This window comes from Cryobacterium melibiosiphilum (assembly GCF_003602235.1).
Lineage (GTDB): Bacteria > Actinomycetota > Actinomycetes > Actinomycetales > Microbacteriaceae > Cryobacterium > Cryobacterium melibiosiphilum.
Genome location: NZ_QZVS01000081.1, coordinates 75670 through 99074 on the forward strand (window position 1 = coordinate 75670; position 23405 = coordinate 99074).

Below are 23405 nucleotides of genomic sequence, written 5' to 3' on the forward strand. Positions count from 1 at the left end.
TGTGTTCAACGTGTGGCTGTAACGACGACGCCGGAGTGCGGGTCGACGGGAGATCCGTGACCGGCCTCACACTGATCGCCAATCCCGCCCACGACCCTCACAGCCACCCCCACGACCACCCGCATTCCCACCCGCACGGCCACGATTCCGATGTTCACCCGACCGAGACCGTGCTGTTCGAGCAGAGCCTGCTCGCCCACAACGACCTGCTCGCGGCCCGCAACCGGGGCTGGCTCGAGGGCCGCGGCATCCGTGCGCTGAACGTTATGAGTTCACCCGGCTCCGGCAAGACCACCCTGCTCGTGCGCACCCTCACCGAGTGCGCCCTCACAGAGTTTGCCCTCACCGCGTCCGGTGGGCGGATGCCGTTCGCCGTCGTCGAAGGTGACCAGGAGACCTCGATCGACGCCGACCGCATCCGCGCCACCGGAGTGCCGGTCGTGCAGGTCAACACCGGAGCGGGCTGCCACCTCGACGCCGACATGCTCCGGCACGCGCTCGACACCCTCGACCCTGACCCCGGATGCACGGTGCTGATCGAAAACGTCGGCAATCTCGTCTGCCCGGCCCTGTTCGACCTCGGCGAAGCGGCCAAGGTCGTCATCGTCTCGGTCACCGAGGGCGACGACAAACCCCGAAAATACCCGCACATGTTCGCGGCGGCCGATCTTGTGGTGATCAACAAGAGCGACCTGCTTCCCTACGTTGAATTCGATGTCGAGCGGTGCGCGAGCCAGGCCCGACAACTGAATCCGAATGTTGACGTGCTGGTGGTGTCGGCCACGACGGGCGCAGGCCTCGACGGTTGGTACCACTGGCTGACGCGCCCGTCCGGCGCAATCCGCGGCGACGCAACCCGCGGCGAGGCGAACCCAGGAGACACCGATGCCCACTACTACACCCACTACTGATCCCGCTGCCAAGCGCACCGACGCGACCCCCGCCGAAGAGGCCCTGATCCACGTGCTGTGGATCAATGCCGGCCTCAGCTGCGACGGTGACTCCGTCGCCCTCACCGCGGCCACCCAGCCGAGCGTCGAGGAGATCGCGCTCGGTGCCCTGCCCGGCCTGCCGCACATCGCGATGCACTGGCCGCTGATCGACTTCGAGTGCGGCCCAGAACACGGCGCCGACGACTTTCTGGAGTGGTTCCGCAAGGCCGACCGTGGCGAACTGGAACCGTTCGTGCTGATCGTCGAGGGCTCGATCCCGAACGAGAAACTGCACGCCGAGGGCGGCTACTGGAGCGGTTTCGGCAACAATCCCGACACCGGGCAGCCGATCACCACGAGCGAATGGCTCGACCGACTCGCCCCGAAGGCCACGGCGATCATCGCCGCCGGCACCTGCGCGACCTACGGCGGCATCCACGCGATGGCCGGCAACCCGACCGGCGCGATGGGGGTGCCCGACTACCTCGGCTACGGCTGGACCAGCAAGGCCGGCATCCCGGTCGTCTGCGTGCCGGGCTGCCCGATCCAGCCCGACAATCTCTCCGAAACCATCACCTACCTGCTCTACCAGGCGACCGGGCAGGCGCCGATGATCCCGCTCGACGACAACCTGCGGCCGACCTGGCTGTTCGGCCACACCGTTCACGAAGGATGCGACCGGGCCGGCTACTACGAGCAGGGCGACTTCGCGACCGAATACGGTTCACCCAAGTGCATCGTGAAGCTCGGCTGCTGGGGGCCGGTGGTCAAGTGCAACGTGCCCAAGCGCGGCTGGATGAACGGCATCGGCGGTTGCCCGAATGTGGGCGGCATCTGCATCGGCTGCACCATGCCGGGCTTTCCCGACAAATTCATGCCCTTCATGGACGAACCGCCCGGCGGCAAACTGTCGACGACGGCGATCATGCCCTACGGCACGACCATTCGAGCGCTGAGGAAGATCACCGGCACCACGCTCGACAAGGAACCGCGCTGGCGCCAGCCCGGCAACAAACTTCTGAGCGGTGCCGTGCGCACCTGGTAGCCGCACCCCTGACGGAACACCCCCGACACATCTCGCCCCACCTGGCCACGAGAAAGGCGCCAGCAATGACCTCGACCATCCCGACCCCCGCACACTCGGCGCCGGGGGATGACTCCCTCGTCGAGATGAACTGGGACCCCATCACCCGCATCGTGGGGAGCCTCGGCATCTACACGAAGATCGACTTCAACAACCGTGAGGTGGTGGAGTGCCACAGCACCTCGTCGATCTTTCGCGGCTATTCCATCTTCATGAAGGGCAAGGACCCGCGCGACGCCCACTTCATCACGAGCCGCATCTGCGGCATCTGCGGCGACAACCACGCCACCTGCTCGTGTTACGCCCAGAACATGGCCTACGGGGTGAAACCGCCGAACCTCGGCGAGTGGATCGTGAACCTCGGCGAAGCGGCCGAGTACATGTTCGACCACAACATCTTCCAGGAGAACCTGGTCGGCGTGGACTACTGCGAAAAGATGGTGAAGGAGACCAACCCCGGGGTTCTCGCGCTCGCCGAGAACACCCGCGCCCCGCACGAGGGTGACCACGGCTACCGCACCATCGCCGACATCATGCGCACCCTCAACCCCTTCACGGGCGAGTTCTACCGCGAGGCACTGCAGGTGAGCCGCTCCACGCGCGAAATGTTCTGCCTGATGGAAGGCCGGCACGTGCATCCGTCGACGCTGTATCCCGGCGGAGTCGGCACGGTCGCGACGATCCAGCTGATGACCGACTACATCACCCGCCTGATGCGCTACGTCGAATTCATGAAGAAGGTCGTGCCGATGCACGACGACCTCTTCGACTTCTTCTACGAAGCACTGCCCGGCTACGAACAGGTCGGGCTGCGGCGCACCCTGCTCGGTTGCTGGGGAGCCTTCCAGGACCCGGAGTACTGCAACTTCGAATACAAGGACATGACCGAGTGGGGCCGCAAGATGTACGTCACCCCCGGTGTCGTCGTCGACGGCAAGCTCGTCACGACCGACCTCGTGCGCATCAACCTCGGCATCCGCATCATGCTCGGCTCGTCGTACTACCAGGACTGGACCGGGCAGGAGATGTTCGTCACGAAGGACCCGCTCGGTAACCCCGTCGACCGCCGGCATCCGTGGAACCAGCACACCAACCCCCAGCCGCAGCGCCGGGACTTAGACGACAAATATAGCTGGGTGATGTCGCCGCGCTGGTTCGACGGCACCGACAACCTCGCCCTCGACACCGGCGGCGGCCCGCTCGCCCGGCTCTGGACGACCGCGCTCGCCGGGCTCGTCGACATCGGCTACCTCAAGGCCACCGGCACCAGCGTGCAGATCGAGCTGCCCAAGACCGCCCTGAAAGGGCCGGTCAGCCTCGAGTGGACGATTCCGCAGTGGAGCAACACCCTCGAACGCAACCGGGCGCGCACCTATTTTCAGGCCTACGCGGCCGCGGCGGCGTTGCACTTCGCCGAGAAGGCTCTCGACGAGATTCGGGCCGGGCGCACCAAGACCTGGGAGAAATTCGAGGTGCCTGACGAGGCCGTCAGCTGCGGTTTCACCGAGGCCGTGCGCGGTGTACTCAGCCACCACATGGTGATTCGCGACGGCAAGATCGCCAACTACCACCCCTACCCGCCGACCCCGTGGAATGCGAGCCCGCGGGACTCCTCGGGAACCCCCGGCCCCTACGAAGACGCCGTGCAGGGCCAGCCGATCTTCGAGGAGAATGACCGGGAAAACTTCAAGGGCATCGACATCATGCGCACCGTACGCAGTTTCGATCCGTGCCTGCCGTGCGGGGTGCACATGTACCTCGGCGAGGGCAAGACCCTCGACCTGCTGCATTCCCCGACGCAGACGCTGACCGGCGAGTAGCCATGGGCGAGGTGCGTGCCACCGGCATCGCGACGCTGATCGATGCGCTCGGGGCGGGCGGCATGCTGGCCCGGGAGCGCGCCGAAGACCTCGTGCGTCAGGTGACCGACCTCTACGGAGAAGCACTCGAACACGTGCTCACGATTGCCAGCCAATCCGACGCGAGCCAGACGGACGCCCGCCAGACGGACGCCCGCCAGACGGATGCCCGCATCGGCCGGGCCGAGGCATCCGCGCTCGACGCCGCGCCCGGCACGCACGCACCCGGCGCGTCGTCGATCGTTGATGCCCTCGTCTCCGATGAGCTGATTTCGGGGCTGCTGCTGGTGCACGGCCTGCATCCACAGGACGCCCCGACCCGGGTCGCCGCCGCCCTCGAGAGCGTGCGCCCCTACCTCGGCTCGCACGGCGGCGACGTCGAACTGCTCGGCCTCAGCGACGACGGGGTCGTGCGGCTGCGGCTGCTCGGCAGCTGCAACGGATGCCCCTCCTCGTCGGTCACCCTGAAGCTCGCCGTCGAGGACGCCATCGAACGGGCAGCCCCCGAGGTCACCCGCATTGACGTGGAGCAACCCGCGAAAGTGGCGGCGGTGATCCCGGTGGAGGCGTTGCGCATCCGCCTGGCCGATGCCCCGGAACCCGTTCCCGCGAGCGCGGATGCGGGCGGTTCCTGGGAGCCCGTCCCCGAGCTTGCCGACCTCGACCCCGGGGAGGTGGCCGGATTCATCGTGGCGGGGGTGCCGATTCTGGCGACCCGCACGAGCGCTGAGGTGTTCGTGTTTCGGGACTACTGCCCGCGTTGCGCGGCCTCGATGGCGGGGGCAACCCTGCAGCGGGCGCTCGCCGCACCCGCCGGCGGCGGGTTGCTGCGCTGCCCGACCTGCCGCAAGCACTTCGACGTGCGCGGCGCCGGGGCCTGTATCGAAGACAAGGGGGTGCACCTCGACCCACTGCCGCTGCTGCTGCGCGCAGGGGTGCCGAGCGTGGCGGTGCCGAGCAGCCTGATGCCCAGCAGCCAGATGCCCAGTCTGGCCGGCGGGGTGCCCTCGTGAGCGACGCCGGCAGCGGGGGAGCAGGGGTGGAGTCCGCATTCGCGGTGCTGCGCCGTATCACCCGCACCCGCCCGACCGTGGACCCGGGGCCGCGCTGCGAGATGTGCGGGGAACCCATTGGCGAACCGCACCAGCACGTCGTCGACATCGACAGCCGCGCCATGCTGTGCACCTGCCGGCCCTGTTACCTGCTCTTCACCGACGCCACCGCGCACCTGCGCTACCGCTCGGTGCCCGACCGCTACCGCCGCTTCACCGACTTCGACCTCGGGGCCGGCCAGTGGGACGAACTGGAGATTCCGGTGGGGCTCGCTTTCTTCTTCGACAATGCCCAGGCCGAGCAGACGATCGCGTTCTATCCGGGGCCGGCCGGGGCAACCGAGTCTGAGCTTCCGCTCGGCGCGTGGAACGCGGTGCGGGCCCGCAACCCGGGCCTGGACATCGTGGCTCCCGACACCGAAGCGCTGCTGGTGCGGGCGCCCGGCGCCGACGGGGTCGGGCCGCGGGGTGCCGGCGGGGGTGCCAGGGTCGGCGTCGGCTCCGGGCAGTTCGAGTGCTACCTCGTGCCCATCGACGCCTGTTACGAACTCGTCGGCGCGCTGCGGCGGGTGTGGCGCGGTTTCGACGGCGGCCAGGAGGCGCGCGCCCAGCTGACCGCCTTCTTCGACCGGGTGGAGGCGCGCAGCCGGCCGGCACCGGCCGGGGCGGCATCCGCTGGCCTCGCGACGGGTGTCCAGGCACCGGCTCGACCGAGCAGGGGGACCACGGATGCTTGACCTCGGGTTCAGCGTGCTCGATATCGCGGCCGAGCCTTATGCCGCCGCGCCGCAGCTGACCGCGCGGCTGCGGGTGACCGAGTCGACCGGGGCGGTCGTGCACGCGATCGCGCTGCGCTCGCAGGTGCGCATTCATCCGCAACGGCGTGCCTACGATGCCGAGGAGGAGGCCGGGCTGCTCGACCTGTTCGGTGAACGGGCCCGGTGGACCTCGACCTTGCGGTCGTTTCTGTGGCTGCAGTGCAGCACGACGGTGTCGGGCTTCACCGGGGAAACCGAGGTCGACCTGCCGCTCGTGTGCACCTATGACTTCGACGTGGCCGCCGCGAAGTACCTGCACGCCCTGCGGGGCAGCACGGTGCCGCTCGAACTGCTGTTCTCGGGCAGCGTGTTCACGAAGGGCGCTGTGTCCATGACCGGCGCGACCGGGTTCGCGGTCGAGCAGGTGCCGTGGAACTGTGAAGCCTCGTACGCGCTGCCCGTGTTGGTGTGGCGCGACCTGATGGACCGCTATTTTCCGAACGCCGGCTGGATCCGTCTTGACCGGGACGTGCTCGGCGACCTCGCCCACTACAAGGCCTCGCTCGGGCTGACCTCGTGGGAAGCGGCGATCGCCACCCTGCTGGCCGGCGCCCAGGCGCAGGATTCTCCGAGCCGGCAGCACGTGTCGGGTCGGGAGGTGCGCTCATGACCGGCGGCCGACACCCTGGCCTCACCCTCGCTCGCGCCGTGGCCGACGCCGTGCTCTACGAGGGTTACCTGCTCTACCCCTACCGCGCGTCGGCGCAGAAGAACCAGGCCCGCTGGCAGTTCGGCATCCTCGGCCCTCCCGGCGCCGCCGCAGCCGGAGTCGGCGAAGAACCCCACATGCTGACCGATACCCTGCTGCGGGTCGCGCCGCCGGCATCCGCTGCCCGGTCGGTCGCCGTCACCGTTTCGGTCTGCGTGCGCTTTCTGCAGCTGCAAACCCGCACGGTGGAACGGGCCGTGGCTGACGGAAACGACTTCGAGCCCGTTGCCGAGCTGCAGGTGCACGGAGCGCGGTGGCTGAGCTGGGACGAGGCCGTGCCGTGCGAGCTCGAACTCGGCCCTTTCGCGCTGGAACAGTTGGAACGCGGGCTGACCGTGCCCCTGTCGGTTCCGGCCGGCGAAGACCTGGAGTGGCTTGCCGAGTCGGGCTCCTCCGAAAAATCTGGCCGGCCCGGTGCGGCACCGGGTCGGCTGGTGCGTCGTCGCCGAGCGCTGAGCGGCTCGCTGCGTCTGGAGGCCGAGGCGCTGCCCGGTGGTGATGCCGGCGGTGACCGGCTACTGCGCCTGCGGGTCGCGGTCGAAAACGTGGCGGTGGGCGTTCCGTCTATGAAAGCGGATGCCGTCGCCACCTCGTTCATCGGCACGCATCTGCTGGTGACCTGCGAAAACGCGGGTTTCATGTCGGTGCTCGACCCGCCCGTCGAAGCACAGGCATCCGCTGCCGAGTGTGTGCACGAGCGCTGCTGGCCCGTGCTCGCGGGGCCGGAAGGGCAGGACGACGTGCTTTTGGCGTCGCCGATCATTCTCTATGACCATCCTTCGGTCGCCCCCGAGAGTGCTGTGGCCCTGTTCGATTCGACCGAGATCGACGAGATCCTGACCCTGCGGGTGCTGACGCTGACGGAGGAAGAGAAAGCCGAGGCGCGGGTCACCGACCCACGAGCCGCGGCGATCATCGACCGCTGCGAGTCGATGACCGCCGATGAACTCGAGCAGCTGCACGGAGCGCTGCGCAGCCCCCGTGCCTTCGAGGGCACGGCCGCGTTCGAAATCGAAGACCCGGGGGACGTGCCCTGGTGGAGCCCCGAGGCCGACGAGAGTGTACGGCCCGACCAGGACGTGGTCGTCATCGACGGGGTGCCCGTGGCGCGCGGCAGCCGGGTGCGCCTGCACCCGCGCCGGAATGCGGATGCGCAGGACCTCTTCTCCGCCGGTGAGACCGCACGGGTCGCCGGGGTGCATTTCGATGTCGACGGCAGCACCCACGTCGCGGTCACGCTCGAGATCGATCCCGCGGCCGACCTGCACGACTGGTTCGGCCGCTACCTCTACTTCGCGCCCGACGAGCTCGAGCCCCTCGAGCCTCCCGACGCGGATTTTCAGCAGAAAGGAAGGTCATGAAATTCATCGGAGGCGTGACGGTCTTCGCGCTCATTGCGAGTGCAGCGGTCGCCGTGGTGGTCGGTATGCGTTCGATTCCCGATATTCAGCGCTATCTGAAGATGCGTGAGATGTAGTGGCGGCGCGCGTCCTGGTCGCCGGCGTGGGCAACATCTTTCTGCGCGACGACGGGTTCGGCCCCGAGGTGGCCCGTCAGCTCATGACGGATGCCGCCGCCTCCCGGCCGGGCGTGCGCGTCGTGGACTACGGCATTCGGGGCATGCACCTGGTCTACGACCTGCTCGACGGCGTCGACCGGTTGGTTCTCGTGGATGCGCTACCGGCGCGTGGCGCGCGGGCGGCGGCCGGGGACATCCGGGTGCTGCAGATTCGCCCCGAAGACGTGGCGGGCCGGTCCGGCCGAGGCGTGAACGCCCCGGATGCCCACAGTATGGATCCGCTCGCGGCCCTTGACGGACTGCACGCGCTCGGTGGTACGCTGCCGCTCACTTACCTCGTCGGCTGCGTGGCCGGGGACACCGAGGAGGGGATGGGCCTGAGCGACGAGGTCGCCGCATCCGTTCCCGAAGCGCTCGCCGCGGTGCGCGCGTTGCTGGCTGCTGACCTGACAGGATTCACGACCCAAGAGAGTGGAGGCGAATAATGTGCCTGGGAATTCCGGGGCGCGTCGTGGAACGCGTGGAAGGGTTCGGCGACCAGCTGGCCCTCGTGACCGTGGCCGGAGTGCCGCGGCGCATCAATGTCGGCCTGCTCGACGACGGAGCCTTCGACGTGGGCAGCTGGGTCGTCATCCACATGGGCTTCGCCCTCGAGGTGGTCGACGAGACGGCCGCCGGTGAGGCCCAGGAGGGGCTCGAGATGCTCGGTCGCGCCGACCCTGACGGCGCGAGTGGCTCGGATTCACCCACTGGTCCAGACCTCGACACGAACTAGGTGAGCGGATGCCCGGGGCGATTTTGGGGCGCGGGCGGCGCGGGTGTAGCGTGGCTTAACGAGAAACGTTCTCACTAAGCGCGGCGACCGAGCCGCGCACGCCACTGGAAAGGCACCATCATCTCCATCTCGACACTTCCCACCAACGCTCCTTCCGCAGCCTCGAGCCATCACATTGCCACCGCGCCGTCGTCCGTCACTCGGTCCCGCCGTCGCGGCGTGCTGGGCGGCGCCGCCCTCGCCGGTGCGGTCGCGCTCACGCTGACCGCCGCGACCGGCGCGAGTGCCGCCGCCAACTATTCCTTCAGTGAGGGCCACGTCGATGTTGTCCACGTGGGCTTCGATTCGACCGGTGCCGGTGCCGGTCTCGGACTCTTCGTCGGAAACGAGGGCGACCCGGCCTACGCCGAGGGCGTCTATGCCGCGGCTGACTCGCAGTTCGAGGTGACTGACACTCCTGCTCTCGGTGGCTTCGTGCTTCCCGAGAACCCCGACGTGGCGGATGCGAACGGCGTGCTGTTCGCCGGGTTCTCCGGTTCCGGCGACCTGATCGAATCCGGCATCTTCGGGTACGGCGATCAGATTTCGGTCACCCTCGAAGACTGGGATTTCGTGCCGGCCGCCGGTGAATCGGCCGGAGCGACGTTCCTGGTCGAGCAGCAGTCCAGCAGCGACATCTTCTTCGACGGAACCGGTGATGTGCAGGACTTCACCGTCAATGCGCTTGATGCCCCGGAAGCCTTCCACGAGCACGCGACCTGGACCTTCGAGAAGGCCGGCACCTACACCTTCGACTTCACCGCCGAGGGCAACGGGCTCGCGGCCGATCTGACCCCGTTCACCTTCGTCGTCGGCTAGTTCGAACCCTCTGCACACTGCCACCGGGCACAGATGGTGCCCGGCGGCAATGCGTGTAGCGCTACAGTAGGGGCTTGCGCCGTTAACGATAACGATTCTCGTTCTCTTTATTCGCGTCGCGTTCGTCCGGCCACCGCCCGGTCTCCATGACACACAGACTTCGACACATCTTCTCCGTCCGCAAGCGGGGGAGTGGAAAGCATCCATGCACCCCCACGTTCGCCGGCCCACCGCTGCCGCTGCCGTCACCACGGTTCTCGCCCTGCTCGCCTCCCTGCTCGTGACGTCGCCCGCCGCGGCGAGTGAGACGGCCGACGCCGTCGCGACCGATTCGGCTTCCGATGCTCTCACCGCCGTGCCCGCCGACGGTGCGACCCTGCTGGACCTCGTCTTCGACACCACGATCGACACGACGGTCGACGCGCCACTGCGCCTCGGTATTCTGCCCGCGTCGAGTGACCCGCACGGCACGGCCATGGCCGTCGACCCGGCCGACACGCTGCTCGTCGTCGACGACGTGTCGGCCGTGACCGGCCTGTTCAGCGCCGCACACCTCGCGCTGCCTGCGGGCTACACCGCTGCGGGCGCGGCCGACGTGAACCTGACCGGCGTGACCGGGCCAGAGGGAGCATCCGTTTCGGTGACGGATGCCGCGGGCACCGTTCTGCTCGGCACCGCGCCGCTGCCCACGGGCGACGCGGCCCCCGTGACGCTGTCGCTCGACGGCACCTCGGACCTGACCGGGCTGTGGGCGTTCAGCGCCCACGGCGACTACACGATAACCTTCGACGCGGCGCTGCCCGTCACCGACGCCGCCGGCGTCACCGACTCGCTCGCGACGGCCGCCACGACTTACCAGTTCAGCGTGGGTGCCGCAGCGGATGCTGCCGCCGAAGCCGAAGCCGAAGCCGAGGCCGAAGCTGCAGCTGCAGCAGCAGCGGTGGCCGCTGACGCTGCCGCAGCAGAGGCAACCCCGGAGATCGTTGACTCGGCGGTCACCGAGTCGGCCGCAGACCAGACCGAGGTCGAAGTCACGACGGGCGATGACGCATCCGTCAGCGTTGCCGGGAAGAACGACAACGACACCGAGATCGACACCGAGATCGAGATCGAGACCGAGATCGAGACCGACAGCGAAATCGACGGCGGTGACGACGTGAGCGCGGCGACCACCTACGCATCAACGATGGCATCCGCCGTCACTGCCGACGACAGCTCGACCGAGACCGAGACGGCCGAAGCGCCCGTGGTGCTGTCGGCCGGTAACCTCGCCATCGCTCCGCAGCTCAGCGCCTCTGCCGAGGTCGCCGCGGGAACTTTTGATCACATCGACCTGGGAATCTCAGACCGCACGCAGGGCGTTTTCGGGGTGCAGCCCTGGTCGGCGTTCGACTCCACGATCATCCACCTCGGCAACGACGAACTCGATGCTGACAGCGGTCGGTGGGCGACCCCATCGATCGTGCCCGACCTGAACGGTTATACGCGGGGTGACGATGCCCGCGTGGTGCTCGGTATGGAGCAGGGTATCTCCGGGCGCGGGCGAAATGTGTCCTTCACCTGGGACCTGCCGATGTTGAGCGGAACGGCCGTTCTCAGCGGCGTGACCGGCGGTGCTGCCGCTGCCGCGCCGGGAATAGTGCGGGTGACCGATGCGATGTCGACCGAAGAGGTCTGGGACAGCAGCCGCTTCGGTACCAGCGCGCAGACCACGGTGACCGAGTGGAGCAAGGCGGTTCGCACCCACTACTCCGGCTGGTCGTTCAGCGACCCGGGCCGATACTGCGTCTCTGTGACCGTCGGCCTGACGTCGACGGCGAACGGCGTCAAGACGGCGACCGACACCCTCACCTTCTACGTGGGGGATCTGCCCGAGACCGTGGTGCCGTGCGCGCTGGATACCGATCTGCCCGACGTGATCGAAGAAGACGAGGAAGAACCCGAGGTCGAAACCCACTTCATCCACCAGAACGGGCACATCGACTATCGCGTGCACCTCGTCGACGGCGAAATTGCCACCGCCATGAGCTTCGGACTCGACCGGGAACGCTACTATGCGTCCTTTGACAACATCGTCCTTGCTCGTACAAAGCCCATGCAGACCGTGCCCGAGCCGACCGACGCGATGGACTTGACGGCGATCGGGCCGGTCGGTACCGAGTACTGGCACTTTCCTCGAGCCGGCGGAGCCGAGGAATGGGTTTGGCCCGGACTCAACACCGAAGACGTCGACGGCGACGCCGTCATCTCCCCGATCACGACCACGCTCACCGACTATTGGGTCGACGGTGTGCGCCAGCCGGACAACGCCGATGTCATTCTGCAGGGCGATTGGACTGCTCCGCACGACCGCTCGAAAACCCCGATCAATACCGCCCGTGAGCTGCCGCAGTCCTTCGAAGACCCGGTGAACCGGCATACGCACTTCGAGTGGGATTTCACCGCCCAGGGCGTGTACTGCCTGAACCTGACGTCGAGCGCCATCATGGCCGACGGACATCGCTCGAGTGACTCCGGAATCCTCACGCTCGTCGTCGGTGACGTCGATGCGTCGACCGTTGTGCCCTGCGAGCTGCAGAATCTCGAGGTGCCGCCGGTTGCGCAGAAGAGCGCACCCGCGATCGACACGACGGATGTCTACCTCGCCACCGACGGCGACATCTCGCTGGACCTGTTCGCCGACGGCGGCCTCGACCTGGTGGCCAGCACGGCGAGCGACTCGGTGGGCTCGACCAGCAATCGTCGGGCCGACGACCTGGTGATCTCGACGAGCTCGTGGAGCTTCGCCGATACCTGGCGTTGGGATTCCACGACGTCCTCGCGGTATGGACAATCCGCGGGCCGGTACTTTCCCGGCCTGGTGATCGACACGACCGGGGTGCTGCCGAGCGCCCTGGGGGTCGATACCGGTGTGACGATGGACCTCGGTGACGTGGCCGGCCCCGGCGAGTTCAGCTTCACCAACTTTGGCGATCGAAAGACGGCGGCCCTCGACTCGGCCCCGGGCGGCCCGCGCAGCACGACACTCTCGGCGATGTCCCGCAGCGACGGAGTCTGGTGGGACGTCACCGAGGCCGGCGTCTACTGTGTGCCGCTGACCTTCTCCACGACCGCGGTCGACGGCACCACCAGCAGCGCGTCGACCACCCTCACCTTCGTGGCGGGCAGTATCGACCCGGACGACGCCGATTACGTCGACCGGACCGGCCTCACCAGTTGCGCGAACGGCCAGCAGCCGACGCAAGCTGCCAGCGACGACGACGGTTCGTCCGAGCCCGACCCGATCGACTGGAACGTGCCCAACGGCACCCTGACCGACTCCGGCGCCGTGATCCTCAACGACGGACACGTCGACATCGCTTCGGTGCTGAACAAGAACGCGCTCGTGGATGGCGCGCTGAAGACCCAGATCAAGGACACCACCGAATCCAGCGACGCCCTCTGGCGCGACCCCGAACAGACGGTGCTGCAGGTGCTGCCCGGCGCGCAGACATCCGCTCCAGGCAGCGGCGACTATGCGTTTCTCGGCGAGCGCGGCGACCCCCTCTGGCAGGTGACGCAGACCCAGCAGCAGGGCCTGCTCTGGCCCGGCTGGTCGACCGAGCAGATCGCGGTCGAGGGCACCCAGACCGGTGTGGACTGGGCGCTGACGGATGCCTCCGGCCCCGGTGAATTCGCCCTCTACGAGGCGAGCTCCACCGTCATCGGCGGTGTCGACGTGCGCTTCAACACCCGCGACGGCCTCACGAGCGCCGACAGCTATGTCATCCCGAAGAACACGCACGCCCACGGCACCTGGGCGTTCAGCGCCGAGGGCAGCTACTGCCTCGCGTTCACTCGGTCCACAACACTGGCTGGCGGCGCAGCCGCGGTCGACGACTTCGTGCTGGCCTTCGCGGTCGGCGAGGTCGACGTGACCGGCATCGACCCTGCCGACTGCTTCGCGGGCACTCCGAACACCGAGGACCCCGGCGCCGGCGAACCCGATGACGGCAGCACCGATGTCGACGCGGGCGCCGGTTCCGGCGATACGGGCGCTGGCATCGGCACCGGCACGACCGCGCCGACGGTCACGACGCCGGCCTCACAGGCCCAGGCCGCGACTCAGTGCGTGGCCGGCGGCACCATTCTCTCGGCCGGTCACGTCGACTATGCCTCGCGGCTCGTGAACGGACGGCTGCAATCGCTCATCAAGGACGGCAGCACCCAGTCCACCGTCTGGCGGGAACCCTCGCAGGTCGTGCTGTGGCTGAAGCCGTCGTCGCGGGTGACCCTGCCCGCCGGGTACTCCTCGATCGGCACCGTCGGATCGAGCATCTGGCAGGTTCCGCAGACCCAGAACACCAACCTGGTCTGGCTCGGCTGGAACACCGAATCCCTCAACGCCGCTCAGGCGAGCAGCCCGGTGTCGTTCTCACTCGACGCCGTCGACGGCCCCGGCAGCGTGAACGTCTACCTGAACGGCGAGTTCGGCGGGGTGAAGTCGGTCGTCTTCGCGAACGGCGGCACCCACAGCGTCGACCTCGGAAAGCACGTGCACGGCAACTGGGCGTTCAGCGCCGAGGGCACCTACCACCTCACCTTCACCCAATCCGTGACACTGGCCAACGGGCAGGTCAGCCGCGACACCGAGACGCTGACCGTCGCCGTCGGCGACGTCGACCCCGCGACCGCCTTCGCCGGAACCGGCGGCTGCGGCGTGGTCTCGAACGCGGCGCTCCTCACTTCGACCATTGCAGCAGAGGATGCCGCCGACGCGGCGGCCGTCGAGGCTGCCTCGCTGAAGGCGCTCGAAGACGCGGCGGTGCTCGCCGCGGCCCAGGTCGAGGCCGAGGCGGCCGCGGAGGCCGCCGAGAGAAAGCTGGCCGAGACATCCGTCGACACGATCGACGACGTGAGCGGCGACCCGCTGGCCGCCCTCGCCGCCGGCAACCCCGTACCGGCCCTGCTGCTCGGCCTCGGGCTGCTGCTCGTGCTCGGCGCGGCCGCCGGCGGAATCCTGTGGCAGCGTCAACGCCGCTGGAGCGCCCTGCCGACCAGCGCGGGCGCAGACCACTGATGACCGTGGCACGAATTCGACCAGCAGCACGGGCCGCCGCGCTGCTGGTCGGCGCTGCCGTGCTGATCGGCGGCAGCGGATGCGCCACCACGGCCACCCCGCAGTCCGACGCCGACCTGCAGGTCATCGCGACGACCGGCATCCTGCGGGATGTCGCCGAGCACGTGGGCGGTGACCGGGTCAGTGTCACCTCGCTCGTGCCCGACAGTGCCGATCCGCACACCTACGAACCGTCCCTGCGCGACGTGCGCAACGTGGTCACGGCGGATGTCGCCTTCAGCAATTACATGCTGCTCGAGGAGCACAGCATTATCAAGACCCTCGACGCCAACCTGCGGGAGGGCGTGCCGAACATCTCGCTCGCCGAGGGGGCCGTGAAGTATGCGGCCGAGATCATCCCGCTCGTCGAGAACGTGTCGCTCGACACGGTCTGGCTCGGCCTGCGGGCCGCCGGGGACGGCACCGAGTACGGGGCGACCCGGTCCTCGGACGTGCTCGTGAGCGCGACCGCGGTCACCGGGCCGGGTGACGTCTTCGGCTACCTCACCGGCACCTTCGGTGACCCCGAGGTGTACTTCGACTCGAGTGACGGCTTCGACCAGGCCACCGGATACCGGGGCGACACCGCCCGGCTGCCGGTCGACGCGCACACGCACATGTCCTGGGTATTCACCGCACCGGGCCGCTACGAACTGACGCTCGAAACCCGGCTGCAGGCTGACCAGAACGCGAAGCCGGTGAAACTGGCGACCGAGACGTTCACCTTCGCCGTGGGCATCAACCCCGCTGACGTCGCCGAAGACCACACGATTCTGGATCTCGGCCACGCCGACTTCACCGCCAACCTCGACACCGACGAGCTGTACGTGCAGTACGACGCGGAGGGTGGCGGCGAGGGCACCCAGACGGTGTACGCCGCCGACGAGGTCGTCATCGAGGTGCCGAGCACGGCGATCGCGGAGATTCCGGCGTCGTCGCAGTTCAACTTTCTCGGTGAGGCCGGGGCGCAGATCTACCAGCTGCCGCAGGCCGTGCTCGGCAAACACGTGCACGGCGAGATCGACCCGCACCTGTGGCAGAACGTGCGCAACGTGATGGCCTACGCCGAGCTGATGCGCGACACCCTCACCGAGCAGGACCCGGCCGGCGCCAAGGAGTACCGCGACAACACCGACACCTACCTCGCCGAACTCGATGAGCTCGACGGGTACCTGCAGGCCACGATCGACACGATTCCGGCGGCCGATCGCCAGCTCGTCACCACCCACGACGCCTTCGCCTACCTCGCGGATGCCTACGGGCTCGACGTGGCCGGATTCGTCACCCCGAACCCGGCGACCGAGCCGAGCCTGGCCGACCGGCGCAAACTCACCGAGACGATCCGCAACCTCGGCGTGCCGGCGGTGTTCCTCGAACCCAACCTCGTCGCCCGCGCCTCGACCCTCACCGAGGTCGCGGGCGAGCAGGGCATCGAGGTGTGCACCATCTACGGCGACACCTTCGATGCCACCGTCACGAGCTACGTCGAGATGATGCGCTTCAACGCCGACAGCCTGCTGCGGTGCCTGGGCTGAGGCCCGCGCGCATCCGCTTACCCACCTTGATATTGAGAAAGTTCAGGACCCACGTGCTTCACACCCGACATTCCCGGCGCCTGCCGTTCGCGGCCGCGACCGTGCTGCTGATCGTCCTCGGGGGGGCGGCGGCGACATCCGCCGCCGCCACGACCACCGACCCGCTCGACGACCCGCTGAACCAGAGCATTGACTCCGGCCAGACCGTTGCCACCGACACCGCCGTGCTGAGCCGCGGCCACATCGACCTCGGCCCGCGCATCATCGACGGCACGTTCACCCTGCTCGTGCACGACGATGCGGCGAAGGCGGATGCCGCCGCCCAGTCCGTGTGGCGCCAGGCGTCGCAGACGGTCATCCAGCTGACGGATGCCGCCCTGCTGCCCGTGCCCGAGGATCCGGCCTACGCCTTTCTCGGCGTTCCGGCCGGGGAATCGGTGTCGGTGATCCCGCAGACGCAGAACCCCGACGTGGCCTGGGTCGGCTGGAACACCCAGGATCCCGAGGTGATGGACACCATCGACCGCGGTGTGACCCTGTCGCTGGCCGGCGTCGACGGCCCCGGCGCGCTCGTCGTCTACCTGCAGTCGGGCACATTCGGCGAGCCCGAGGTGCTCTGGGACTCCCGCAGCACCGAACCGGCCTCGGTCTGGGTCGACGTGAACACGCACACCCACGCCAACTGGGTCTTCACCGAGCCCGGCGTCTACCTGGCCGAGTTCCGCATCGACGCCGACCTCGTCGACGGCAGCACGGCCTCTGACACCCAGTCGCTGCGCTTCGCCGTCGGCGACGCCACGGACCCGCAGGCCGCGCTGGACGCGAGCCTGGTCAGTACCGAATCGGATGCCGCCGCCGACACCGCAGACGCGGCCGACTCGACCGCCGATACCGCTGCCGAACCCGCCGATGAAGCGTCATCGACAACCGTGATTCTGATCGCCGTGATCGCGCTCGTCGCCCTACTGCTGATCGTGGGCTTGACCTTCGTGGTGCTGCGCGGCAACCGCGCCAAGCGCCTCGCGCTGGCCGCTCGGGCGACCCGGTGACCGGCGTGGTTGTGACCCACGTGGCGTCTGCCCGTTCGGCGACTGCCGAGGCTGTGTCTGCCGGGGCTGATCCTGCCGGGGCTGAGCCGGCACGGGCCGCCTCGACTGGTGCGGCTTCGCCCGGAGCCCGGTCGACGGATGCCGCGGTGCGGGTCGAGGGGGTGGCCGTCGAGCTCGGCGGTCGGCTCGTGCTCGACGACGTGCACCTGCAGGTCGCTCGCGGCGAACTGGTCGGCCTGATCGGGCCGAACGGCGCCGGCAAGACTACCCTGCTGCGCTCCATTCTCGGGCTGGTGCCCACCGTGGCCGGCCGCGTGCTCATCAACGGCCAGCCGACCCGCGCCGGCCGCAACAACGTCGGCTATGTGCCGCAGCGGCACGAGTTCGCCTGGGACTTTCCGATCTCCGTCGAAGACGTCGTGATGAGCGGCCGCACCGGCGCCCTCGGCCTGTTTCGACGGCCGAAGCAGGCCGACTGGGCTGCGGTCGGTGATGCTCTCGACCGGGTGCGCATGAACGACCTGCGGCAGCGTCCGGTGGGGGAACTCTCCGGCGGGCAACGCCAGCGGGTGCTCGTGGCACGGGCCCTCGCGCTGCAGCCGTCGACGCTGCTGCTCGACGAGCCCTTCACCGGGCTCGATATGCCCACGCAGGAACTGCTCTCGGAACTGTTCATGTCGCTCGCCCGCGATGACCGGGCGGTGCTGATGACCACACACGACCTGGCATCCGCTCTCTACAGCTGCGACCGGCTCGCGCTGCTCAACCGCACGGTGGTCGCCGCCGGTCGCCCCGACGAGCTCACCGAGGCCCAGGTCTGGATGGACTGTTTCGGCGTCGGCGAGACGAGCCCGCTGTTACGAATTCTGGAGCTGGCCCGATGAGCCCGATCGACTTCTTTCTCGACCTGATCAATCCCGACCTGTCGTTTCTGCCCAAGGCCCTGCTGATCGCCGTCATGTCGTCGATCGTCTGCGGGGTGATCGGCACCTATGTGGTGCTGCGCGGAATGGCCTTCATCGGCGATGCCGTCGCGCACGCCGTGTTTCCGGGCCTCGCCGTCGCCTTCGTGATCAGCGGCAACCTCGTGCTCGGCGGCACCATCGCCGGGGTGTTGACCGCGGTGCTCGTGGCCCTGTTCTCGCAGAACCGGCGCCTCAAGGAGGACTCGATCATCGGCGTCTTCTTCGTCGCCGCGTTCGCCCTGGGCATCGTGGTGATCTCGCAGGCGCCGGGCTACGCCGGGTCGCTGCAGCAGTTTCTGTTCGGATCGATAACCGGCATCCCCGACGAAGACCTCTTCGTCGTCGGCGGCACCGGCCTGGTGATCCTGCTGGTCGCCTTCCTGCTGCACAAGGAACTCGTGGCGATCACCCTCGACCGCGAAATGGCTCGTTCGATGGGCGTGAAGGTGTTTTGGCTCGACATCGTGCTGTACGTGCTCGTGACCCTCGCCGTGGTGATCTCGGTGCAAACGATCGGCAACATCCTGGTGCTCGCACTGCTCATCACCCCGGCCGCCGCGGCGCGGCTGTTGACCGACCGGCTCGGCGTGATGATGCTGCTCGCGCCGGTGATCGGGGCGGCATCCGCTCTGGTCGGGCTCTATGTGTCGTGGTCGTGGGATCTGCCGACCGGCGGCACGATCGTGCTCGTACTGACCGCAGCGTTCCTGCTCGCCTGGGTCTTCGCCCCCCGCCACGGTGTGCTCGCCCGCCGCCGCCCCCGGTCCGCCGCGCGGGCCGCGTCTCCGGCCGCGAACGCACCCGCGTTCGCGGGGCAGTGAGCACACTCGGCGGCTCGAGCGCGGTAGGTGCGCCGCTGCGCGGTGGGCGTGCCTGCGGCGCAGCGGCGCACCTACCGCGCAACTCGTTGGCCGACTTCTGCGGACCGTCAACGGTCGCCTGAGCGCCGTACTGCGCCGCTGCGCGGGAGAAGTGTGGCCCGGTCGACCTCTGGGTGCTTCACGGACGCGGGGCGCAGCATCCGTCGCCGCGCACTGCGCCCGCCCCCGCGGTCAGAGCCGCCGGGTCAGAGCCGCCGGGTCAGAGGGTGTGGTCGAGGGCGACGGCGGTGCCGCGGTGCTCGACGCCGGAGTTCGCGATGCGCAGGTGCCGCTGGGTGTAACCGTGCAGCTGCCGCACCTGCCCCGGCGTGAGGCGGTCGCAGATCCAGTCCCAGTGCAGCGACACCGTGTCGCCCACTGCGAGATCGGCCATGAACCCGGTGCCCGCGACGGCGTGCCGGGCGGTCTCCACCGTCGAGCCGCTCAGCGTCAGGGAGATCCCGTCCCACGCGAGGTGTCGAGATTTCACCACGGCCTCATCACCGCTGATCTCCACGACTTCTCCCCAGCGGATGCGGCAGCCATCGAGCACCGTCAGCGCCGTTCCCGCCCGACGGTCGTCGCGCAGCAGGCCGAGCCACGGGTACACCTCGAAGACGTGGAAACTGTGGTTGGGCACCCCGCCGGCCAGCACGCCCTCCATCAGGTGGGAAAACTGGCGCCCGGTGCGCGCCCGAAACCGGTCCTCCATGGAGTTGCCGATGTTCGTGATGCCGACCCGCTCGAGCAGGGGATTGCCCACCCAGTAAGCCTCCACGACGCGGTGGTCGAGCGGATCGCGAATCCCGGTGCTCGCGGCGATCAGTTCGAGGTAGGGCCACGCGCCGGCGAAACCCTTCGCGAGTTCGCGCAGTCCGGCATCCGTCACGCCCGCCTGGCCATAGTGCAGCAGCGCGTCGCTGTCGGGCGGCCCGCAACTGCCGCGCGCGTTGGGCGGATACGCGTAGCGCACGAAGAGTTGGGCGCCGTCCGGCCGGGCGCCGCCGAGAACCTGGTCCTGAACCATGCAGGCACGCTAGCACCGGCCCCGACGCCCTTCAATGTGCCGGAGCCGACATTACCGAGCGGATGCTTGCAAACCGATCTTAAGTGATTTAGATTCACCTTCTTATGGCTTTTTCCACTGCCCCGGTCACGTCGGGTTACACGCTGCTCTTTTTCACCCCGGCCGAGGCATCCCTCATGGACGCACTCCTGGCGCGCATCATCCCCGATGAGCCGGGCTCGCCCGGGGCGAAGGGAGCGGGCGTGACCGAGTACATCGACCATGCCCTCGCGGGCAACCTGCAGGACCTGCAGCCGGTCTACCGCGACGGGCTGCGCGCCCTGTCGGCGTACTCGCAGGCACGCTTCGGGTCCCTGTTCCGTTTTCTCGACGGTCGTTTGCAGGAGGCGGTGGTGGAGGAGCTTGACCGGCTCGTCACGGCGGACGAACAGGCTTTTCTCGGCCAATTCTTTCGGATCGTGCGCGAACACACCGTGCAGGGATACTTCGGTGACCCGGCCTACGGCGGCAACCGGGACGCCGCCAGTTGGGCGCTCATCGGCTTTCCCGGGGCTCAACAGAGATATTCCAACGAGCAGCTCATGCCCGGGTTCAACGCGTCGGAGGTGCCGATCGTCACGGTGAACGACCTGTACCGGCGCATTCACGAGAAGCGCCACGGCACGGCAGCGGCCGAGAATGACGACCAGTTCGAGGAGGGGGCCGGGGGTGACCCGGTTGCCGTGTTGGGATCCACCGTGCCGGCGGACCGACCATGACCGAACGTTACGACGCCATCATCGTCGGGATGGGTTCGGCGGGCGGCGTCATCGCGGAGCAGCTGACCCAGGCGGGGCTGCGGGTGCTGGCCATTGAAAAGGGGGCCGACCACGGTCCCGAGGATTTTGCCGTGACTCAGGACGAAATGCGCTATCACCAGAACGGATCCCAGTTGACGACGATCGCGGTAGATCCGGTCACCTGGCGACCGACCGTCACCGCGCAGGCGCGCCTGCTGCCGTGGTCGTCAGGGCCGTTCGGGCAACCGATTTCTTATTTCGGCCAGTCGTCCACCGGGACCGGCGGCGGCACCCTGCATGGGGCCGCGTCGTCGTACCGGTTTCGCGAATCCGACTTTCAGATGCGCACCGCCATCGCCGACCGCTTCGGTGAGGCCGCCATTCCCGACGGGTCGACCCTCGCCGACTGGCCGATCACCTACACCGACCTCGAACCGTACTACGAGCGGGTGGAATACGAGCAGGGCGTGTCCGGGCGCGGCGGCAATATCAACGGGGAACCGCAGGAGGGCGGCAACCCGTTCGATCCGTTCCGGGCCCGGGACTACCCGATGCCGCCGGTGCCCCAGGGCCCCGGCGATGTGCCCTTCGTTCAAGCGACAACCCGGCTGGGGCTGCATCCGTTTCGCCAGCCCGTGGCGATCAACTCCGAGGAGTACCGCGGGCGCCCGGCCTGCGTGAACTGTGGCTTCTGCCACGGCTACCCGTGCCACGTCGGCGCAAAATCGGGCACCCACATCACCAGCATTCCGGCGGCGCAGGCCACCGGCAACCTGGTGTTGCTCTCGCTGAGCCGGGTACTGCGCATCAATCGGTCGGCCAACGGCAGGCAGGTGCGCGGCGTGACGTTCATCGACAGTGCGGGCGCGGAACGCGAGGCGACGGCGCGGTCGGTGATCCTCAGCGCCCACGCCCTGCAGAACGTGCGCCTGCTGTTGGTGTCCGGCATCAACGCCACCGGCCAGGTCGGTAAGAACTTCATGACCCACAATTTCGGGCGGTTCACCTCGGTGCTGCCGGTGGCCACCAACCCGTTCATCGGGTCGGCGAACGCGTCGAGCGCGGTCGATGACTTCACCTCCGAGATGGTCCCCGACAACGACCTCGGCGTGCTCTGGGGGTCTCCGATCATGAGCGTGGCCGGCGATCTGCAGCCGATCGAGGCGTATCACCTGATGGATCGACGGGTGAAGAAATTCGGCCTCGACCTCAAGCACTGGATGCGCGACAATTACCGCTTCATGCACCGCATGTACTCGCAGACGACGAACTTTCCGCACCCGCAGAATTTCTGCGACCTGGACCCCCTCGTGAAAGACCGCTGGGGGCAACCCGCGTTGCGGGTAACCCACGACTGGACAGACCACGATGCCAACTCGGTGGCCCTGCTGGGCCGCTACAAGCAGCACATCGCCCGGGAGATGGGGGCGACCGATTATTGGATGGACGCCCCGCGGCCGCCGTACCACCTCTCCACGCATGACGTGGGCGTGCATCGGATGGGCGAGAATCCGGCGACCTCGGTGACGGATGCCTACGGCGAAGTGCACGGATGCGCCGGCCTCTACGCCGTCGGCGGCGGCCAATTCGTCAGCTACGGCGGCTATAACCCGAACGAGACCATCCAGGCCCTCGCCTACCTGACCGCGGATCACCTGATCGAGGAGTACTCGGCGAGCCTGGCCCAGCAGGGGATCAGCGACTCGGATTAGCTGCCGACGGGGTCAGCGCCTCGGGGTTCAGCGCCTTGGGGTTCAGCGCCTGGGGGTCAGCGGCGGCGGGAGCTTTCGAGCTGGCGGGCGCAGGCGATGCAGAGTTCGGCGGCCGGACGGTATTCGAGGCGTTCCTGCCCGATGCGCTCGCCGGCGCGGGTGCAGAACCCGTAGCTGCCGTCGGCCACGCGGGCCAGCGCCCGGTCGATGGCGCCGAGCTCGACCTCGAATTCGCCCTGGAACTTCGACATGCGCGACCACTCGGTGCGCAGCGACGACGCTTCGGCGTCGTGGGCGCCATCCGTCGATCCGTCGCCGCGCGCGCCCTGCACGCCGGCGAACGTATCGGCGAGCGCCTGGATCTTGTCCGTGATCTCGGTGCGGTGTTCGGTCAGGAGCAGGTTGAAGGCGTGCAGTTCGTCAGGGGTGAGTGGTGTCAAGGGCATTGGTCCATGGTCTCACGCCGCGTCTGGCGGCACCGGTGCCGCTCAGATCAGGCCGCGCAGAAACTCCTCGATGCCCACGCCGGCGCGGGCGGCCCGCTGCTGCAGCCGGGTCAGCTCGAGCGGCGACAGCGTCACCGTGACCGTGCTCAGGTCGTCTTCGGACTCTCCGAATTCCGGCTCGTCAAAATCGAACAGGCCCGGATGCTGCGCCGCCGCGGGCGTTGCGGGCACGATGGTCGCGGCCCGGCGTGCTGCGGGCGCGGCCTTGACGGCGGCGCGGGCAGGCGGGGCATCCGCTGCCGCGATCGTGGCCCCGACCGGAACGGGC

General features: G+C 68.4%; 21 protein-coding genes. 18 read left to right on the forward strand and 3 right to left on the reverse strand.

Annotated features, from left to right (window positions below):
- Window positions 1-56: 56 nt before the first annotated feature.
- The 16 genes from hypB (at window position 57) to D6T64_RS09970 (ending at window position 19074) form a co-directional block, all read left to right on the forward strand.
- A complete protein-coding gene (gene hypB / locus D6T64_RS09900) occupies window positions 57-911 on the forward strand; it encodes a hydrogenase nickel incorporation protein HypB (protein WP_233550891.1) in 855 nt (284 codons plus the stop codon).
- Complete coding sequence (locus D6T64_RS09905) at window positions 886-1977, forward strand: NADH-quinone oxidoreductase subunit B family protein (protein WP_119973547.1); 1092 nt, start codon at window positions 886-888, stop codon at window positions 1975-1977. The genes hypB and D6T64_RS09905 overlap by 26 nt, the downstream gene beginning before the upstream one ends.
- A gap of 65 nt (window positions 1978-2042) precedes the next feature.
- Complete coding sequence (locus D6T64_RS09910) at window positions 2043-3836, forward strand: nickel-dependent hydrogenase large subunit (RefSeq protein WP_119973549.1); 1794 nt, start codon at window positions 2043-2045, stop codon at window positions 3834-3836.
- 2 nt (window positions 3837-3838) lie between these two features.
- Window positions 3839-4888: a NifU family protein gene (locus tag D6T64_RS09915; protein WP_119973551.1), complete on the forward strand. Its 1050-nt coding sequence runs from the start codon at window positions 3839-3841 to the stop codon at window positions 4886-4888.
- Window positions 4885-5664: a DUF5947 family protein gene (locus D6T64_RS09920; RefSeq protein WP_199719089.1), complete on the forward strand. Its 780-nt coding sequence runs from the start codon at window positions 4885-4887 to the stop codon at window positions 5662-5664. The genes D6T64_RS09915 and D6T64_RS09920 overlap by 4 nt, the downstream gene beginning before the upstream one ends.
- Complete coding sequence (locus D6T64_RS09925; protein ID WP_119973556.1) at window positions 5657-6355, forward strand: DUF6084 family protein; 699 nt, start codon at window positions 5657-5659, stop codon at window positions 6353-6355. Before D6T64_RS09920 ends, D6T64_RS09925 begins: the two co-directional genes overlap by 8 nt.
- On the forward strand, window positions 6352-7815 hold the full coding sequence (locus D6T64_RS09930; protein WP_119973558.1) for a hypothetical protein: 1464 nt from the start codon (window positions 6352-6354) through the stop codon (window positions 7813-7815). The genes D6T64_RS09925 and D6T64_RS09930 overlap by 4 nt, the downstream gene beginning before the upstream one ends.
- Complete coding sequence (locus D6T64_RS23645) at window positions 7812-7931, forward strand: DUF6893 family small protein (RefSeq protein ID WP_377011093.1); 120 nt, start codon at window positions 7812-7814, stop codon at window positions 7929-7931. Before D6T64_RS09930 ends, D6T64_RS23645 begins: the two co-directional genes overlap by 4 nt.
- Window positions 7931-8458, forward strand: coding sequence for a hydrogenase maturation protease (locus D6T64_RS09935; RefSeq protein ID WP_119973560.1), 528 nt, complete (start codon window positions 7931-7933; stop codon window positions 8456-8458). Before D6T64_RS23645 ends, D6T64_RS09935 begins: the two co-directional genes overlap by 1 nt.
- Complete coding sequence (locus D6T64_RS09940; RefSeq protein ID WP_119973562.1) at window positions 8458-8748, forward strand: HypC/HybG/HupF family hydrogenase formation chaperone; 291 nt, start codon at window positions 8458-8460, stop codon at window positions 8746-8748. Before D6T64_RS09935 ends, D6T64_RS09940 begins: the two co-directional genes overlap by 1 nt.
- 219 nt (window positions 8749-8967) lie before the next feature.
- Window positions 8968-9606, forward strand: a complete 639-nt coding sequence (locus D6T64_RS09945) for a hypothetical protein (protein WP_119973565.1) — start codon at window positions 8968-8970, stop codon at window positions 9604-9606.
- A 205-nt stretch (window positions 9607-9811) separates the two neighbouring features.
- Window positions 9812-14665 carry a TIGR03773 family transporter-associated surface protein gene (locus tag D6T64_RS09950; RefSeq protein ID WP_119973567.1) on the forward strand — a complete coding sequence of 1618 codons (4854 nt, stop codon included), beginning with the start codon at window positions 9812-9814 and terminating at the stop codon, window positions 14663-14665.
- Between the two features lie 5 nt (window positions 14666-14670).
- Window positions 14671-16239, forward strand: a complete 1569-nt coding sequence (locus D6T64_RS09955) for an anchored repeat ABC transporter, substrate-binding protein (protein ID WP_233550893.1) — start codon at window positions 14671-14673, stop codon at window positions 16237-16239.
- A gap of 53 nt (window positions 16240-16292) precedes the next feature.
- Window positions 16293-17288, forward strand: coding sequence for a choice-of-anchor M domain-containing protein (locus D6T64_RS09960; RefSeq protein WP_233550894.1), 996 nt, complete (start codon window positions 16293-16295; stop codon window positions 17286-17288).
- Entirely contained in the window at window positions 17285-18172 is an 888-nt protein-coding gene (locus D6T64_RS09965) for an anchored repeat-type ABC transporter ATP-binding subunit (protein WP_233550895.1), read from the forward strand. Before D6T64_RS09960 ends, D6T64_RS09965 begins: the two co-directional genes overlap by 4 nt.
- Window positions 18169-19074 (forward strand): anchored repeat-type ABC transporter permease subunit, encoded by a 906-nt coding sequence (locus D6T64_RS09970; protein WP_119973574.1) that lies wholly within the window; start codon window positions 18169-18171, stop codon window positions 19072-19074. The genes D6T64_RS09965 and D6T64_RS09970 overlap by 4 nt, the downstream gene beginning before the upstream one ends.
- 259 nt (window positions 19075-19333) lie before the next feature.
- On the opposite strand, the gene D6T64_RS09975 is transcribed toward D6T64_RS09970, so the two are convergent.
- Window positions 19334-20140 carry a DUF6390 family protein gene (locus D6T64_RS09975; RefSeq protein ID WP_119973577.1) on the reverse strand — a complete coding sequence of 269 codons (807 nt, stop codon included), beginning with the start codon at window positions 20138-20140 and terminating at the stop codon, window positions 19334-19336.
- Window positions 20141-20244: 104 nt separating this feature from the next.
- On the opposite strand from D6T64_RS09975, the gene D6T64_RS09980 reads away from it, so the two are divergent.
- Both D6T64_RS09980 and D6T64_RS09985 read left to right on the forward strand, forming a co-directional pair.
- Window positions 20245-20898, forward strand: a complete 654-nt coding sequence (locus D6T64_RS09980) for a gluconate 2-dehydrogenase subunit 3 family protein (RefSeq protein ID WP_119973580.1) — start codon at window positions 20245-20247, stop codon at window positions 20896-20898.
- Window positions 20895-22631, forward strand: coding sequence for a GMC family oxidoreductase (locus D6T64_RS09985; protein WP_119973582.1), 1737 nt, complete (start codon window positions 20895-20897; stop codon window positions 22629-22631). The genes D6T64_RS09980 and D6T64_RS09985 overlap by 4 nt, the downstream gene beginning before the upstream one ends.
- A gap of 56 nt (window positions 22632-22687) precedes the next feature.
- Here the strand turns inward: D6T64_RS09985 and D6T64_RS09990 are convergent, their stop codons facing one another.
- Window positions 22688-23077, reverse strand: a complete 390-nt coding sequence (locus D6T64_RS09990) for a TraR/DksA family transcriptional regulator (protein ID WP_119973584.1) — start codon at window positions 23075-23077, stop codon at window positions 22688-22690.
- Between the two features lie 42 nt (window positions 23078-23119).
- Window positions 23120-23405 (reverse strand): hypothetical protein (locus D6T64_RS22595; protein ID WP_158594838.1); only part of this gene is annotated, 286 nt, incomplete at its 5' end.